The sequence below is a fragment of the Streptomyces sp. NPDC052109 genome (assembly GCF_040680195.1).
Lineage (GTDB): Bacteria > Actinomycetota > Actinomycetes > Streptomycetales > Streptomycetaceae > Streptomyces.
This window is the reverse complement of record NZ_JBFAWF010000038.1, coordinates 23,396-40,058: the sequence shown is the minus strand read 5'-3', so window position 1 is coordinate 40,058 and position 16,663 is coordinate 23,396. Positions and strand designations below refer to the sequence as shown.

The following is a 16,663-nucleotide window of genomic DNA, read 5'->3' as shown; positions in this document are numbered from 1 at the left end:
GCCGGTTCAGTTCGTGCCCCTTACGTCCCCTTGGCCCCGCAGAGGCCTGTCGACGGCCCTTGGTTGTTCCGGGAGGTCTGGCTACGGCCTGGCTACGGCCGTTCCCTCGGGATGTCGTGCGGTGGGCGCCGCTGCGGTTGTCCACAGGGGGTTTTCCACAGGGGTGGCCTCGCGGCTGCGACATGGGCACAGTGGTGGACATGCGGGGGTGGTGGCGGGACCTCACCGATCTGGTGCTGCCGGCCGACTGCGCGGGCTGCGGGGCACCTCGTACGCTGCTCTGCCCACGCTGCCGGGCCGCGCTGGACGGAAGGGCGCCGCGCCGGGTGCGGCCGGTGCCGGAGCCGGCCGGACTGCCGGTGGTGCATGCGGCGGCCCCGTACGCGGGGGAGGTGCGCACGCTCCTTCTCGCACACAAGGAGCGGGGTGCGCTGGCGCTCGCGGGAGCGCTGGGCGCGGCCTTGGCCGGGGCCGTGCGGGCGGGGCTCGGCGGGAGCGGTACCGGTAGCGCAGTCACGGCCGTTTCCGGTCATCTCGGTGCTGGTGCTGGTGCTGGTGCTGGTGCTGGTGCGGTCGCCGAAGGCGGTGACCGGTCGGGCCGGGGCGGGAGTCTCGAGCCGGTACTGCTCGTCCCCGTGCCCTCCGCTCGGTGGGCCGTGCGGGCGCGTGGGCACGATCCGGTACGGCGGATGGCACTCGCGGCGGCCGGGCAGCTGCGCCGCACCGGGACGCCGGCCAGGGTGGCGGCCGTGCTGCGCCAGCGGCGGCCGGTGGCGGACCAGGCAGGGCTCGACGCGCGGCGGCGCCTCGCGAACCTCGCTGGTGCCCTGGAGGTGACGGCAGGCGGTGCGCGGCTGCTCGGCTCCGGTCATGTCGTGCTCGTCGACGACCTGATCACGACGGGCGCGAGCCTCGCGGAGGCGGCGCGGGCTGTCCGAGAGGTGGCAGAGGAGCGAACTGGAGTGAGTGCGGCCGTGTACGAGGCCGTAACTCGGGAAGGAAGGGATGAACGACGGATCGGAGCGCGGTGGGAGAACGGGAAGTGGGTGCATGGTGCACCGGAAAAGACGGTGGCGAACCCCCTCCCGCATGCGCTCCAAGCGGCCGTGGTCGCCGCTCCGTGGGATTCTTTCGAAATAAACAGAGACTGACCGCTGACCTGCATCGTTGCAGGTGGCGTGAGGGGTAATTCACCTGAACGGAGGTACGCCGGAGTAGAGGGTGACGACATCCGTCCGGGCGAGATATGTTCGGTTGTGAGGAAAGGCGCAGGCCACACCTCTCATATCGGAATGCCGTGTCACGGGTTTTCCGCAATCACCCGTGCCGGTGGGGTGGAGATCTCGCCCTAGGGGGAGGAGGAGGTGGAAGTCACCGAGTCCGCGGTCCGGTGCTCACCGGACCTGGTGCAAAAGGGAGATGCTCCGCCGAGCGAGCGGGGCGATCCGGGAACGGAGTTCTGCGTGGACATCGTCGTCAAGGGCCGCAAGACCGAGGTGCCCGAGCGGTTCCGCAAGCACGTGGCCGAGAAGCTGAAGCTGGAGAAGATCCAGAGGCTCGATGCCAAGGTGATCAGCCTCGACGTCGAGGTGTCCAAGGAGCCCAACCCCCGACAGGCCGACCGCTGTGACCGAGTGGAGATCACGCTCCGCTCCCGCGGTCCGGTGATCCGGGCGGAAGCGGCGGCCAGCGACCCGTACGCGGCACTCGACCTGGCGGCGGAGAAGCTGGACGCCCGGTTGCGCAAGCAGCACGACAAGCGTTTCTCGCGGCGAGGCGCACGCCGGATCTCGGCGGCCGAGGTGCCCGACCACGTTCCGGGCGCGGCGACGCTGAACGGCAACGGACTCCCCGCCCACGACGAGGACACGGACGGAGTGCCGACGAAGAAGATCGGCTCGCTGGAGGTCAAGGGCGAAGGCCCACTCGTCGTCCGCGAGAAGACCCACGTCGCTGCCCCGATGAGCCTCGACCAGGCCCTCTACGAGATGGAACTGGTCGGCCACGACTTCTACCTGTTCGTCGACGCGGAGACGAAGGAACCGAGCGTCGTCTACCGGCGACACGCCTACGACTACGGCGTGATCCACCTCAGCACGGACCCGATGGTCGCTGAGGCGCAGCCCCCCGCGGCGGGTGGCACGCTGGGTGGCTGACCCACCCGGCCCACGGCGAGCCGGTGCCCGTGCCCCTGGAAGCGCGTGTGCGCCCCCAGGGGCACCTGTGTGCGACCACTTCACGCCCCGCACGTCACCTCTGTGCCGCCCGGGCATGAAATCATGGCCGGACGGCCCAACCGGTGGGCCGCTGCCTTGGGTTGGCGATGGCACAGGACCACAGGCCACAGCCTCAGGGGGAGGAACGATGGCGGACACCTTCGGACCGATGCGGGACGAGGATGGCGACGACGCTGTCATCGGCGTGGGCCCGGACACGGGCTCCGTGCGCGCGGAGCCGATCAGAGTCCTGGTCGTGGACGACCACGCCCTCTTCCGGCGCGGCCTGGAGATCGTGCTCGCGGCCGAGGAGGACATCCAGGTCGTCGGCGAGGCCGGCGACGGCGCCGAGGCCGTGGACAAGGCAGCCGACCTGCTGCCCGACATCGTGCTGATGGACGTCCGCATGCCCAAGCGCGGTGGGATCGAGGCCTGCACCTCCATCAAGGAGGTCGCCCCCAGCGCCAAGATCATCATGTTGACGATCAGCGACGAGGAGGCCGACCTCTACGACGCGATCAAGGCGGGCGCGACCGGATACCTGCTCAAGGAGATCTCCACGGACGAGGTGGCGACCGCCATTCGCGCGGTGGCCGACGGACAGTCGCAGATCAGCCCGTCCATGGCGTCCAAGCTCCTCACCGAGTTCAAGTCGATGATCCAGCGCACCGACGAGCGCCGGCTGGTGCCCGCGCCCCGGTTGACCGACCGCGAGCTGGAGGTCCTCAAGCTCGTCGCCACCGGGATGAACAACCGGGACATCGCGAAAGAGCTGTTCATCTCCGAGAACACCGTGAAGAACCACGTCCGCAACATCCTGGAGAAGCTTCAGCTGCACTCCAGGATGGAAGCCGTGGTCTACGCGATGCGGGAAAAGATCCTCGAGATCCGGTAGCCGGAATCCGGCGGGGTCAGCCGAGGGCGCGGGCGAGTTCCCTGGCCAGGGGCTCGCGCAGGTCGGGCGCGTCCACCCGCTCCACCCGGACGTTCGTGCAGTTCACCCAGGTCGCCGCCTCGATCAGGGCCTGGGCGACCGCCGGGACCGCCTTCGGGCCGTCCAGCGTGACCTGCTTGGCCACCAGCGTGTGCCCCTCGCGCGCCGGATCCACCCGCCCGACCAGGTGGCCGCCCGCGAGCACCGGCATCGCGAAGTAGCCGTAGACCCGTTTGGGCTTGGGCACGTACGCCTCCAGGCGGTGGGTGAAGCCGAAGATGCGCTCCGTGCGCGCCCGCTCCCAGATCAGCGAGTCGAACGGGGACAGCAGCGTGGTGCGATGACGGCCGCGCGGCGCTGTCGCCAGCGCCGCCGGGTCGGCCCACGCCGGCTTGGACCAGCCCTCGACCTCGACCGGCACCAGACCCGAGTCGGCGATCACCGCCTCCACCTGCTCTCCCTTGAGGCGGTGGTAGTCGGCGATGTCCGCGCGCGTGCCGACCCCGAGGGACTCGCCGGCCAGCCGGACCAAGCGGCGCAGGCACTCGGTGTCGTCCAGCTCGTCGTGCAGCAGCGCGTCCGGGACGGCGCGCTCGGCGAGGTCGTACACCCGCTTCCAGCCGCGCCGCTCGACGCACACCACCTCGCCGTACATCAGCGCGCGCTCCACGGCGACCTTGGTGCCGGACCAGTCCCACCAGTCGCTCGTCTTCTTCGCGCCGCCCAGCTCCGTGGAGGTCAGCGGGCCTTCCGCCCGCAGCTGTTTGATGACCTGGTCGTAAACACCTTCGGGCAGCTCGTGGTTCCAGTGCGGGCGGTCCCGGTAGGCGCGGCGGCGGAAGGCGAAGTGCGGCCACTCCTCGACGGGCAGGATGCACGCCGCGTGCGACCAGTACTCGAAGGCGTGCGTGTCCTGCCAGTAGGCGGCCTCGACCGTCTTGCGGCCGACCGCGCCGAGCCGGGCGTACGGCACGAGCTCGTGGGAGCGGGCGAGAACCGAGATCGTGTCCAGCTGGACCGCGCCGAGGTGGCGCAGCACCCCACGGACCCCGGCCCGCCGGTCGGGCGCGCCGAGGAAGCCCTGGGCCCGCAGGGCGATACGGCGGGCGTCGTCCGCGGTGAGGGTGGTGGTCGGGCGCGGAAGGGTCGTCATGCCCCGGACGATAGAGGGTGCCACTGACAGTCGGTCTCGACCTGCGCGGACGTACCCGGGCGGTCAGGAGCGGGGCAGGTACGGCGCCGTGGACGGCAGGCCCAGGTCCGAGGGGAGCAGGGAGCCGACCCAGCAGTCGCGGCGCACTCCCTTGTTGTTGATCGCCGAGCGCAGGGTGCCCTCCATGGTGAAACCCGCCCGTTCCGCCACCGCGCGGGAGGCGTGGTTGCCGACCTCGGCACGCCATTCGACCCGGTCGACGCCGATCTGGGTGAAGATCCACCGGCAGGCGGTGAGTGTCGCCTCCGTGACATAGCCGCGGCCTCGGTGCTCCTTGGCCGCCCAGAAGCCGACCTCCGCCACGCCGAGGGAGCGCATGGTGAGGCCGAGCATGCCGGCGAGGTCCCCGCCGGTGAGGAAGACGCCGAACGTGAACATCGAACCCTGTGCCCAGCCGTCGGGGACCAGCTCTTCGGTGAAGCTGCCGGCGTGCTCGGGCAGATACGGCGACGGCACCGTGGTCCAGCGCTGGATGTCGGGGTCCTGCGCGGCGTCGTACACCGCCTGGGTGTCGTGCGGGCCGACCGTGCGCAGGACCAGGCGGTCCGTGGTGAGTGTGACGGGTTCCATCGGCTGATTGTGCTCGGCGGTACGCGGCCGGGCCATCGATTTTCGCTATACGTGAGCACGTGATCACAGTTCGCGCAATTCCTCGCGCCGATGCGGCACTATCCGCTTATCCCGTCCGTTGTCCTGGATGAAGCAGCCGTCGGGCCGCCAGGCCTCCCGGCCCAGCCGGGTCCTCGCATACGATGGCCGTTGCTCAGTACGTCAAATGGAAACCGACCGTCCCAGGCCCGACCGGCAAGGAGACAAACCCCCGTGTCCGTCCTCTCGAAGATCATGCGTGCAGGCGAAGGCAAGATCCTGCGCAAGCTGCACCGCATCGCGGACCAGGTCAACTCCATCGAAGAGGACTTCGTCGACCTCTCCGACGCCGAGCTGCGGGCCCTCACCGATGAGTACAAGCAGCGGTACGCCGATGGTGAGAGCCTGGACGACCTGCTCCCCGAGGCGTTCGCCACCGTCCGTGAGGCCGCCAAGCGCGTGCTCGGCCAGCGGCACTACGACGTGCAGCTGATGGGCGGCGCCGCCCTCCACCTCGGCTACGTGGCCGAGATGAAGACCGGTGAGGGCAAGACCCTCGTCGGCACCCTGCCCGCGTATCTGAACGCCCTCTCCGGCAAGGGCGTCCACATCGTCACGGTCAACGACTACCTGGCCGAGCGCGACTCCGAGATGATGGGCCGCGTTCACAAGTTCCTCGGCCTGAACGTCGGCTGCATCCTCGCCAGCATGACCCCGGCCCAGCGCCGCGAGCAGTACAACTGCGACATCACCTACGGCACGAACAACGAGTTCGGCTTCGACTACCTGCGCGACAACATGGCGTGGTCGCAGGACGAGCTGGTGCAGCGCGGCCACAACTTCGCGATCGTCGACGAGGTCGACTCCATCCTGGTCGACGAGGCCCGTACGCCGCTGATCATCTCCGGCCCGGCCGACCAGGCCACCAAGTGGTACGGCGACTTCGCCAAGCTGGTCCTGCGCCTGAAGAAGGGCGAGGCGGGCAACCCGCTCAAGGGCGTCGAGGAGACCGGCGACTACGACGTCGACGAGAAGAAGCGCACGGTCGCCATCCACGAGTCCGGCGTCACCAAGGTCGAGGACTGGCTGGGCATCGACAACCTCTACGAGTCGGTGAACACCCCCCTCGTGGGCTACCTGAACAACGCCATCAAGGCCAAGGAGCTCTTCAAGCGCGACAAGGACTACGTCGTCATCGACGGCGAGGTCATGATCGTCGACGAGCACACCGGCCGTATCCTCGCGGGCCGTCGCTACAACGAGGGCATGCACCAGGCGATCGAGGCGAAGGAAGGGGTGGACATCAAGGACGAGAACCAGACGCTCGCCACGATCACCCTGCAGAACTTCTTCCGCCTCTACGGCAAGCTCTCCGGCATGACCGGTACGGCGATGACCGAGGCCGCCGAGTTCCACCAGATCTACAAGCTCGGCGTGGTCCCGATCCCGACCAACAGGCCGATGATCCGCAAGGACCAGTCGGACCTGATCTACCGCACAGAGGTCGCCAAGTTCGAGGCGGTCGTCGACGACATCGCCGAGAAGCACGAGAAGGGCCAGCCGATCCTCGTCGGCACGACCTCCGTCGAGAAGTCGGAGTACCTCTCGCAGCAGCTGAGCAAGCGCGGCATCCAGCACGAGGTGCTGAACGCCAAGCAGCACGAGCGCGAGGCGTCGATCGTCGCCCAGGCCGGCCGCAAGGGCGCGGTGACCGTGGCCACCAACATGGCCGGTCGCGGTACGGACATCAAGCTCGGCGGCAACCCCGAGGACCTCGCCGAGGCGGAGCTGCGCCAGCGCGGCCTCGACCCCGAGGAGCACATCGAGGAGTGGGCCGCGGCGCTGCCGGCCGCCCTGGAGAAGGCCGAACAGGCCGTCAAGGCCGAGAAGGAGGAGGTCGAGGAGCTCGGCGGCCTCTACGTCCTCGGCACCGAGCGGCACGAGTCGCGGCGCATCGACAACCAGCTGCGCGGTCGTTCCGGCCGTCAGGGCGACCCGGGCGAGTCCCGCTTCTACCTGTCGCTCGGCGACGACCTGATGCGTCTGTTCAAGGCCCAGATGGTCGAGCGCGTGATGTCCATGGCCAACGTGCCCGACGACGTGCCGATCGAGAACAAGATGGTCACGCGCGCGATCGCGTCCGCGCAGTCGCAGGTCGAGCAGCAGAACTTCGAGACCCGTAAGAACGTTCTGAAGTACGACGAGGTCCTCAACCGGCAGCGTGAGGTCATCTACGGCGAGCGCCGGCGCGTGCTCGAGGGCGAGGACCTGCACGAGCAGGTCCAGCACTTCATGGACGACACGATCGACGCGTACATCCACGCGGAGACCTCCGAGGGCTTCCCCGAGGACTGGGACCTGGACCGGCTGTGGGGCGCCTTCCGGCAGCTGTACCCGGTGAAGGTCACCATCGAGGAGCTGGAGGAGGCCGCCGGCGACCGCGCCGGACTGACGGCCGAGTTCATCTCCGAGTCCATCAAGGAGGACATCCACGAGCAGTACGAGGCCCGGGAGGAGCAGCTCGGCTCCGAGATCATGCGTGAGCTGGAGCGCCGGGTCGTGCTGTCGGTCCTCGACCGCAAGTGGCGCGAGCACCTCTACGAGATGGACTACCTCCAGGAGGGCATCGGCCTGCGCGCGATGGCGCAGAAGGACCCGCTGGTCGAGTACCAGCGCGAGGGCTTCGACATGTTCACCGCGATGATGGAGGGCATCAAGGAGGAGTCCGTCGGCTATCTGTTCAACCTGGAGGTCCAGGTCGAGCAGCAGGTCGAGGAGGTCCCGGTCGAGGCCGAGGAGCTGGTCGGCGAGGGCGCCCAGGAGACGGTTCCGGCGCAGGCCGGGGCGCGTCCGGAGATCCGTGCGAAGGGGCTGGACGTCCCGCAGCGGCGGGACCTGCACTTCTCGGCGCCCACCGTGGACGGTGAGGGCGGCATCGTCGAGCGCGACCTCGAGGACGACGAGCCGGTGCGGTCCGAGGCGGATGGGCTGACCCGGGCCGAGCGGCGCCGGCAGGCCAAGGGCGGACGGCGCCGTAAGAAGTAGCGCGGGGCACCTGCGGCGCGTTGGCCGTTGAGGAGGGCCGGGTTCCTTAGGGAACCCGGCCCTTCGGTGTCGCCGCGCTACGGTGCGGCTGGGTGGGGCCGCTTGCCCGCACTGCCGCGCCGGCGCTGCGGTGCAAGGCCGCTTCGCGGTCGCCCGCAGCTACCGCGCCCGGCCGTGCCGGGACCGCACGCCTAGGGGCGGGGGCCGGTCTCTACGGCTGTGCAGCGCCAGCGGAGGTCCTGGCCTCGTTCCAGGCGGAAGGCCAGGGCGCGGAGTCGGTCGCCGGCGGCGATGCGGGCGAAGACCTCCAGGGCGCCCTCGCTGGGGACGTAGTAGCCGATGTCGTGGACGACGGGGCGGGATCCGTGCGCGCGCAGGGGCCTGTGCTCCGCCAGGCGGGCCAGCTCGTCGTAGGCGCGGCCCGCGGTGTGGCGGAGCATCCAGTGGACGGGCCGCTGACCGCTCAGAACGGCCAGCAGACGGTCTGCGAAGAGGTCGGTGGGGCGAACTGGCGGCTGGGCGCTCTGCGGCGTTGTGACGTCCGTGCTCCCGCTCCGCGTCACGGCCGGAGGCAGCTCGTGCCTGCCCCTGATCGACGGCTTCCGGGGCGGGGCGCCGCCCGGGCGGCGGGTGTCGTGGCGGGTCGGCGGGCGGTGGCGCGGGCGGGGCTGGGCGGTGCGGCTCATGACCTTGTTCATGGGGTCCCCGTTCGGCTGGCCCGGGTGATACCGGGCGGTAACTCGCTGGTGGGGATCTTGTACGGGGGCGGAGAGCGGGGTGGCAAGGACGGGCACGAGCGCCCGTGAGCGGCGGAGAAGTTCCCCTATCCGAGGGATCGGAGGGGCCCGAAACCCCGGTACGGGGCGGGGGAACCGGGTGAATTCCCGGCCCGGAGTGGACGCCTACGAGGAGGTGGGCAGGGACCCGAAAGGGGACGGGCGCACGTATCCTGAAGGCCCTCCGGGAGACGCGGCAGCGGGCCTTCCCGGGGCCTCAGCGGAGCCTTTGAGCGGAAAAGAGCGGCCAGCATGCGCGTCTACGTCCCCCTGACCCTCCCCGGTCTCGCCGAGGCGCACAGAACGGGTGAGCTGGGGAGCGGCCCCTTCGTCGCGTATGCCGTCACACCCGCGTTGCGCGAGTGGTATCTCTCCGAGGACATCGAGGAGCTGGAGTACGCGGCGCTCAGCCGGGCCGCGCTGGCCTCGCTGCGGCTGCTCGCGGCGGAGCCGGGCGCGGTGCGGCGCCGGGTCGTGGTCGCCGTGGACGTGGCCGACGGCGCGGCGAGTGCCGACCCGGACCGCGGGCTCGACCCGTCCGCACTCGGCGAGGTGACCGTGGCCGTGACGGTGCCGCTCGCCGAGGCGGCCGCGGTGCATGTCGACGCCGATGACGCGGAGCGGGACGTGGCCGCGGCGGCGGAAGCGCTGGAGGCGGCCGACGGCGGGGACGACGACGCCCAGTTCGTCGTGGACGGAGCGGACGACCACGAGCTGCTGTGGTACGCCACGCAGGAGATCCCCAACCTGATCGGACCCTCCTGACCTGGGTGGATCGGCCGACCGCCGGCGTTGTCAGTGGGGGCGGGTACGGTTTTCGGCATGGGGATGCAGGCAAGCGCGCACATCGTCTGGGACTGGAACGGCACGCTGTTCCACGACAACGAGGCGATCATCGGCGCCACGAACGCGGCCTTCGCCGAACTGGGGCTCGCGCCGATCACGCTGGAGCAGTACCGGTCGCTGTACTGCGTGCCGGTGCCGAACTTCTACGAGCGGTTGCTGGGCCGGCTGCCGACCGATGCCGAGTGGGAGCTGATGGACGGGGTCTTCCACCGGCACTACGCGACGCACCGGGAACGGTGCCGCCTGACCGAGGGGGCGGCGGAGCTGCTCGCGGGGTGGCGGTCGGCGGGGCACAGCCAGTCGCTGCTGAGCATGTACGGGCACGAGGAACTGGTGCCGCTGGTGCGGGGCTTCGGGATAGAGACGCACTTTCTGCGGGTCGACGGGCGTACGGGGCCGTCCGGAGGCAGCAAGGCCCAGCACATGGTGCGGCATCTGGAGGCGCTGAGCGGCGTTGTCCAGCCGGCGCGGACCGTGGTGATCGGGGACGCGGCGGACGACGCGGTCGCGGCGCGTGAGGCGGGGGCTCGGGCCGTGCTGTACACCGGGGGGTCGCACAGCCGGGACAGCCTGGAGGAAGTGGGGGTACCGGTGGTGGACACGCTGGCGCAGGCGGTGGAGGAAGCGCAGCGAATAGCGGCGTAACCGCGGGCGCCGGCCGCGCCGGGAGGCCGACGGTACGGCAGCTCCCCGGGGCGCGGGGAACTGCGCGACCAGCCACGACGGCGCCACGAGGGAACCCCACCCGGATCCGGCCGACAGGCCGGTGCGGCCCGCAGCCCAGTACCGCTCCCGCGGCCCCTCAGCTCGCCGGTGCCTTCGTGCGCAGGACCTTCAGGAACTCGCGCATCCAGGACGGGTGGTCCGGCCAGGCTCGGGAGGAGACGAGGGTCCCGTCGATCACGACCTCGGTGTCCTGGAAGCGTGCGTCGGCCGCCTGCATGTCCGGCTCGAGCGCGGGGTACGAGGTGACCCGGCGGCCGCGCAGGCCGTCGATCGCGGCGGTGAGCAGCGGGCCGTGGCAGATCTGGGCGACCGGCTTGTCGGAGTCGAAGAACGCCTTGAGGATCTTGCGGAGTTCGGCGTCGTTGCGCAGGTACTCGGGGGCCCGGCCGCCAGGGATGACGAGCGCCGCGTACTCGCCGGGGTCCACGTCGGAGAAGGCCAGGTCGGCGGGCCAGGTGTAGCCGGGCTTCTCGGTGTAGGTGTCGTAGCCGGGTTCGAAGTCGTGGACGACGAAGCGGAGAGTCTTGCGGGAGGGGGCCGCGATGTGGACCTCGTAGCCTTCCTCGAGCAGGCGCTGGTACGGGTAGAGGACTTCCAGGGACTCCGCCGCGTCGCCGGTGACGATCAGGATCTTCGCGGGCATGTCGGCTCCTCCGGGTACTCCGGTGCTCCTGGGCGGGACGCACTGTCCCTGGGCAACGTGCCGGCACCGGGCGTGCTTGCCAAGGGGGCCCTCGCGGTTCCGGCCCACGGCCGGGCGCCCGACGCGGTGCAGGGTGCCCTGTACTCAGAGTGCGGTCGGGGCTCGTACCGCGCGACCGGACACCGTGGGCGGCACACGCGCCCGACACCCGCCCTCCACCGGATACGCCACCGACCCCCACCCCACCCCTGTGCAGAACGTCAAACTTCACCCCTCGGTTTTGTACACATACGGCTCATGACGGGCCCCGGGTGAGGAGCGATAGCCTTGTGGCGTGATCAGCGCGATATCTCGCGGGGGCGCTCCTGCCCCTGCCCTGCGCCCGGGTTGCACGGAACACCTCCGTGACCGGGCGGCGGTCGCTGGTCTTCGCGGGCGGGGCGGGGCCGCGGCAGCTCCCGAGGCGCCGAGGGCACTCCTGGACACGGCGGCGCCGAGAGCAGCGTCACACCCGACAGGCGTGTCGAGAATGGCTGAAATCCCCCCGCTCATCTCACCTCGCGGCATAGCGTCTAAGCGGACCGGACACCCCGGGCCGTGGCGTCGAGCCGGAGGGAAAGAGACCGTACTTCCTTCTACGTCACGCAACGGCGCGCGACAGGAGTCAGAGGACAATGCAGACCAAGCTGGACGAAGCCAAGGCCGAGCTGCTCGAGAGGGCTGCCCGGGTAGCTGAGAACAGCCCGGTCGGGGGGCACCTACCGACCGGGACCACGGGCAAGGGCTCCCCGGGCACCCCGGACAGCGAGTCCGTACTCGCGTTCCTCCAGCGCTACTACCTGCACACCGCCCCGGAAGACCTCACCGACCGCGACCCGGTCGACGTCTTCGGTGCCGCGCTCTCGCATTACCGCCTCGCCGAGAACCGCCCGCAGGGCACGGCGAACGTGCGGGTGCACACCCCGACCGTGGAGGAGAACGGGTGGACCTGCAGCCACTCGGTCGTGGAAGTCGTCACCGACGACATGCCCTTCCTCGTCGACTCGGTCACCAATGAGCTGACCCGCCGCGGGCGCGGCATCCACGTCGTCATCCACCCGCAGTTCGTGGTCCGGCGCGATCTCACCGGCAAGCTGATCGAGGTGCTGCCGATCCCGCCGGGCGGTGACCTCCCGCACGACGCGCACTTCGAGTCCTGGATCCACGTCGAGATCGACCGGGAGACGGACCGTGCGGACCTGAAGGAGATCACCGCCGATCTGCTGCGCGTGCTGTCCGATGTCCGTGAGGCCGTCGAGGACTGGGAGAAGATGCGGGAGGCGGCGACCCGGATCGCCGCCGATCTGGAGCACGAGCCCGTCCCGGACGACCTGCCCCGGTCCGAGACCGAGGAGGCCCGCGAACTGCTGCGCTGGCTGGCCGACGATCACTTCACCTTCCTCGGCTTCCGCGAGTACCAGCTGCGCGACGACGACACGCTCGCCGCGGTGCCCGGCACCGGCCTCGGCATACTGCGCTCCGACCCGCACCACGCCGAGGACGAGCAGCACCCGGTCAGCCCGTCCTTCGAGCGGCTGCCGGCCGACGCCCGGGCCAAGGCCCGCGAGCACAAGCTGCTGGTGCTGACCAAGGCCAACAGCCGGGCCACCGTGCACCGGCCGTCGTACCTGGACTACATCGGCGTCAAGAAGTTCGACGCGGACGGGAACGTCGTGGGTGAGCGGCGCTTCCTCGGGCTGTTCTCCTCCGCCGCGTACACCGAGTCCGTGCGCCGGGTCCCGGTGATCCGCCGCAAGGTCGACGAGGTGCTGGAGCGCGCCGGGTTCTCGCCCAACAGCCACGACGGCCGCGACCTGCTGCAGATCCTGGAGACCTACCCGCGCGACGAGCTGTTCCAGACGCCCGTCGCCGAGCTGCAGTCCATCGTCACGTCCGTGCTGTATCTGCAGGAGCGCCGCCGGCTGCGGCTCTACCTGCGCCAGGACGAATACGGACGCTACTACTCGGCCCTCGTCTACCTGCCCCGCGACCGCTACACCACCGGTGTCCGCCTCAGGATCATCGACATCCTGAAGGAGGAGCTCGGCGGCGTCAGCGTCGACTTCACCGCCTGGAACACCGAGTCGATCCTGTCCCGGCTGCACTTCGTCGTGCGTGTCCCGCCGGGCACCGAGCTGCCCGAGCTGTCGGACGCCGACCGGGACCGCATCGAGGCCCGCCTGGTGGAGGCGGCCCGTTCCTGGGCCGACGCGTTCGCCGAGGCGCTGACCGCCGAGTGCGGCGAGGAGCGCGCGGCCGAGGTGCTGCGCCGCTACAGCAACGCCTTCCCCGAGGGCTACAAGGCCGACCACACCCCGCGCGCCGCGGTTGCCGACCTGGTCCACCTGGAGCAGCTCAGCGAGGACAAGACCTTCAGCCTGAGCCTGTACGAGCCCGTGGGCGCCGGGCCGGAGGAGCGCCGGTTCAAGATCTACCAGAAGGGTGGCACCGTCTCCCTCTCCAAGGTGCTGCCGGTGCTCAGCCGCCTCGGCGTCGAGGTCACCGACGAGCGGCCGTACGAGCTGCGCTGCGCGGACCGCACCACCGCCTGGATCTACGACTTCGGTCTGCGCATGCCCAAGGCGGTTGGCGGCGACCACCTCGCCGACGACGCTCGCGACCGCTTCCAGGAGGCCTTCGCCGCCACCTGGACCGGCAAGGCCGAGAACGACGGCTTCAACGCGCTGGTGCTGAGTGCCGGGCTGAGCTGGCGGGAGGCGATGGTGCTGCGCGCCTACGCCAAGTACCTGCGGCAGGCCGGGTCGACCTTCTCGCAGGACTACATGGAGGACACCCTCCGCAACAACGTCCACACCACCCGGCTCCTCGTCTCCCTCTTCGAGGCGCGGATGTCCCCGGAGCGGCAGAAGGCCGGCCTGGAGATCACGGACGCCCTGCTGGAGGAGCTGGACGCGGCCCTGGACCAGGTGGCGAGCCTGGACGAGGACCGGATCCTCAGGTCTTTCCTCACCGTCATCAAGGCGACCCTGCGCACGAACTTCTTCCAGGAGGCGCACGGCGGCGAGCCGCACGACTACGTCTCCATGAAGTTCGACCCGCAGGCCATCCCGGACCTGCCGGCGCCGCGCCCGGCGTACGAGATCTGGGTCTACTCGCCCCGTGTCGAGGGCGTGCACCTGCGCTTCGGCAAGGTCGCGCGCGGTGGTCTGCGCTGGTCCGACCGGCGTGAGGACTTCCGTACCGAGATCCTCGGCCTGGTCAAGGCGCAGATGGTGAAGAACACCGTCATCGTGCCGGTCGGTGCCAAGGGCGGCTTCGTCGCCAAGCAGCTGCCCGACCCGAGCGTGGACCGCGACGCGTGGCTGGCCGAGGGCATCGCCAGCTACAAGACGTTCATCTCGGCGCTGCTCGACATCACCGACAACATGGTCGCCGGCGAGGTCGTGCCCCCGCAGGACGTGGTCCGGCACGACGGGGACGACACCTACCTGGTGGTCGCCGCCGACAAGGGCACCGCGACCTTCTCGGACATCGCCAACGGGGTCGCGGAGAAGTACAACTTCTGGCTGGGCGACGCCTTCGCCTCCGGCGGCTCGGCCGGCTACGACCACAAGGGCATGGGCATCACCGCGCGCGGCGCCTGGGAGTCCGTCAAGCGGCACTTCCGCGAGCTGGGCGTGGACACTCAGTCCGAGGACTTCACGGTCGTCGGCATCGGTGACATGTCCGGCGACGTGTTCGGCAACGGCATGCTGCTCTCCGAGCACATCCGCCTGGTCGCGGCCTTCGACCACCGGCACATCTTCATCGACCCCACCCCGGACGCGGAGACGTCGTACGCCGAGCGCCGTCGCCTGTTCGAACTGCCCCGCTCCAGCTGGGCCGACTACAACACCGAGCTGCTGTCGGCGGGCGGCGGGATCTTCCCGCGCAGCGCCAAGTCGATCCTGATCAACGCCCACATCCGCGAGGCCCTCGGCATCGAGGACAAGGTCACCAAGATGACCCCGGCCGACCTGATGAAGGCGATCCTGCACGCGCCGGTGGACCTGCTGTGGAACGGCGGCATCGGCACGTACGTGAAGTCGTCGGCGGAGTCGAACGCGGACGTGGGCGACAAGGCCAACGACGCCATCCGAGTCGACGGCAGGGACCTGCGGGTCAAGGTCGTCGGCGAGGGCGGCAACCTGGGTCTGACCCAGCTCGGCCGGATCGAGTTCGCCATGCACGGCGGCAAGATCAACACCGACGCGATCGACAACAGCGCCGGTGTGGACACCTCCGACCACGAGGTGAACATCAAGATCCTGCTGAACGGCCTGGTCGCGGACGGTGACATGACCGTCAAGCAGCGCAACAAGATCCTCGCCGAGATGACCGACGAGGTCGGCGCGCTGGTCCTGCGCAACAACTACGCGCAGAACACCGCGCTGGCCAACGCGCTGTTCCAGGCGGGCTCCATGCTCCACGCCCAGCAGCGGTTCCTGCGCCACCTGGTGCGCGAGGGCCACCTGGACCGGGCGCTGGAGTTCCTGCCCACCGACCGGCAGATCCGCGAGCGCCTCGCCCAGACCCAGGGACTGACGGGCCCGGAGACGGCCGTCGTCCTGGCCTACACGAAGATCACGGTCGCCGAGGAGCTGCTGGCGACCTCGCTGCCGGACGACCCGTACCTGCGCAGCCTGCTGCACGCGTACTTCCCGACGGCGCTGCGCGAGAAGTTCGCCGAGGCCATCGACAACCACCCGCTGCGCCGCGAGATCACCACGACCGTGCTGGTCAACGACACGGTCAACACGGGCGGTACGACGTATCTGCACCGACTGCGCGAGGAGACCGGCGCCTCCCTGGAGGAGATCGTCCGGGCCCAGACCGCGGCCCGTGCGATCTTCAGCTCGGCGCCGGTGTGGGACGCGGTGGAGGCCCTGGACAACAAGGTCGACGCGGCCGTCCAGACCCGGATCCGGCTGCACTCGCGCCGGCTCGTCGAGCGCGGCACGCGCTGGCTGCTCAACAACCGGCCGCAGCCCCTGCAGCTCGCCGAGACGGTCGAGTTCTTCGCCGAGCGGGTCGAGCGGGTCTGGCAGGAGCTGCCGAAGCTGCTCAGGGGCGGGGACCTGGAGTGGTACCAGCACGTGTACGACGAGCTGTCCGCGGCCGGCGTCCCGGACGAACTCGCCACCCGCGTGGCCGGGTTCTCCTCCGCCTTCCCGGCGCTGGACATCGTGTCGGTCGCCGACCGCATGGGCAAGGAGCCGCTGGACGTCGCCGAGGTGTACTACGACCTCGCCGACCGGCTGAACATCACCCAGCTGATGGACCGCATCATCGAGCTGCCCCGCAACGACCGTTGGCAGTCCATGGCCCGCGCCTCCATCCGCGAGGACCTCTACGCGGCGCACGCGGCGCTCACCGCGGACGTCCTGGCGGTCGGCAACGGCACCTCCACTCCCGAGCAGCGGTTCGAGGCCTGGGAGCAGAAGAACGCGCCCATCCTGAGCCGGGCGCGCACCACCCTGGAGGAGATCCGGGGTTCGGAGACCTTCGACCTCGCCAACCTGTCGGTGGCGATGCGCACGATGCGGACGCTGCTGCGCACGCATTCGTAGCCGGACCGCTATGAGAGCGCCCCGGGCCGACGTCGAATCGACCCGGGGCGTTCCCTTTCTTGCCGAC

The 16,663-nt window shown here is 70.1% G+C and carries 11 protein-coding genes; 7 read left to right on the top strand and 4 right to left on the bottom strand.

Annotated features, from left to right (window positions below):
* Window positions 1-200: 200 nt before the first annotated feature.
* From AB0L59_RS40380 to AB0L59_RS40370, 3 genes are all read left to right on the top strand, one after another.
* On the top strand, window positions 201-1,151 hold the full coding sequence (locus AB0L59_RS40380; protein ID WP_365592676.1) for a ComF family protein: 951 nt from the start codon (window positions 201-203) through the stop codon (window positions 1,149-1,151).
* Window positions 1,152-1,463: 312 nt separating this feature from the next.
* A complete protein-coding gene (gene raiA / locus AB0L59_RS40375; RefSeq protein WP_365592673.1) occupies window positions 1,464-2,156 on the top strand; it encodes a ribosome-associated translation inhibitor RaiA in 693 nt (230 codons plus the stop codon).
* A 208-nt stretch (window positions 2,157-2,364) separates the two neighbouring features.
* Entirely contained in the window at window positions 2,365-3,111 is a 747-nt protein-coding gene (locus tag AB0L59_RS40370) for a response regulator transcription factor (RefSeq protein ID WP_365592670.1), read from the top strand.
* Between the two features lie 16 nt (window positions 3,112-3,127).
* Here AB0L59_RS40370 and AB0L59_RS40365 read toward each other — a convergent pair whose 3' ends face one another.
* Window positions 3,128-4,303, bottom strand: a complete 1,176-nt coding sequence (locus tag AB0L59_RS40365; RefSeq protein ID WP_365592668.1) for a crosslink repair DNA glycosylase YcaQ family protein — start codon at window positions 4,301-4,303, stop codon at window positions 3,128-3,130.
* Between the two features lie 63 nt (window positions 4,304-4,366).
* Complete coding sequence (locus AB0L59_RS40360) at window positions 4,367-4,933, bottom strand: GNAT family N-acetyltransferase (RefSeq protein ID WP_365592665.1); 567 nt, start codon at window positions 4,931-4,933, stop codon at window positions 4,367-4,369.
* A 252-nt stretch (window positions 4,934-5,185) separates the two neighbouring features.
* On the opposite strand from AB0L59_RS40360, the gene secA reads away from it, so the two are divergent.
* Window positions 5,186-7,996: a preprotein translocase subunit SecA gene (gene secA / locus AB0L59_RS40355; RefSeq protein ID WP_365592662.1), complete on the top strand. Its 2,811-nt coding sequence runs from the start codon at window positions 5,186-5,188 to the stop codon at window positions 7,994-7,996.
* A 191-nt stretch (window positions 7,997-8,187) separates the two neighbouring features.
* Here secA and AB0L59_RS40350 read toward each other — a convergent pair whose 3' ends face one another.
* The gene (locus AB0L59_RS40350; protein ID WP_365592660.1) at window positions 8,188-8,694 is read right to left on the bottom strand and encodes an Rv3235 family protein; all 507 of its coding nucleotides are present in this window, start codon (window positions 8,692-8,694) and stop codon (window positions 8,188-8,190) included.
* 330 nt (window positions 8,695-9,024) lie between these two features.
* Between AB0L59_RS40350 and AB0L59_RS40345 the strand changes: the two genes are divergently transcribed.
* Window positions 9,025-9,537: a hypothetical protein gene (locus AB0L59_RS40345; RefSeq protein WP_365592657.1), complete on the top strand. Its 513-nt coding sequence runs from the start codon at window positions 9,025-9,027 to the stop codon at window positions 9,535-9,537.
* Window positions 9,538-9,594: 57 nt separating this feature from the next.
* On the top strand, window positions 9,595-10,263 hold the full coding sequence (locus AB0L59_RS40340) for an HAD family hydrolase (protein WP_365592654.1): 669 nt from the start codon (window positions 9,595-9,597) through the stop codon (window positions 10,261-10,263).
* A 157-nt stretch (window positions 10,264-10,420) separates the two neighbouring features.
* Here AB0L59_RS40340 and AB0L59_RS40335 read toward each other — a convergent pair whose 3' ends face one another.
* Complete coding sequence (locus tag AB0L59_RS40335; RefSeq protein ID WP_365592650.1) at window positions 10,421-10,987, bottom strand: DJ-1/PfpI family protein; 567 nt, start codon at window positions 10,985-10,987, stop codon at window positions 10,421-10,423.
* 674 nt (window positions 10,988-11,661) lie between these two features.
* On the opposite strand from AB0L59_RS40335, the gene AB0L59_RS40330 reads away from it, so the two are divergent.
* Entirely contained in the window at window positions 11,662-16,596 is a 4,935-nt protein-coding gene (locus AB0L59_RS40330; RefSeq protein WP_365592648.1) for an NAD-glutamate dehydrogenase, read from the top strand.
* Window positions 16,597-16,663 lie beyond the last annotated feature (67 nt).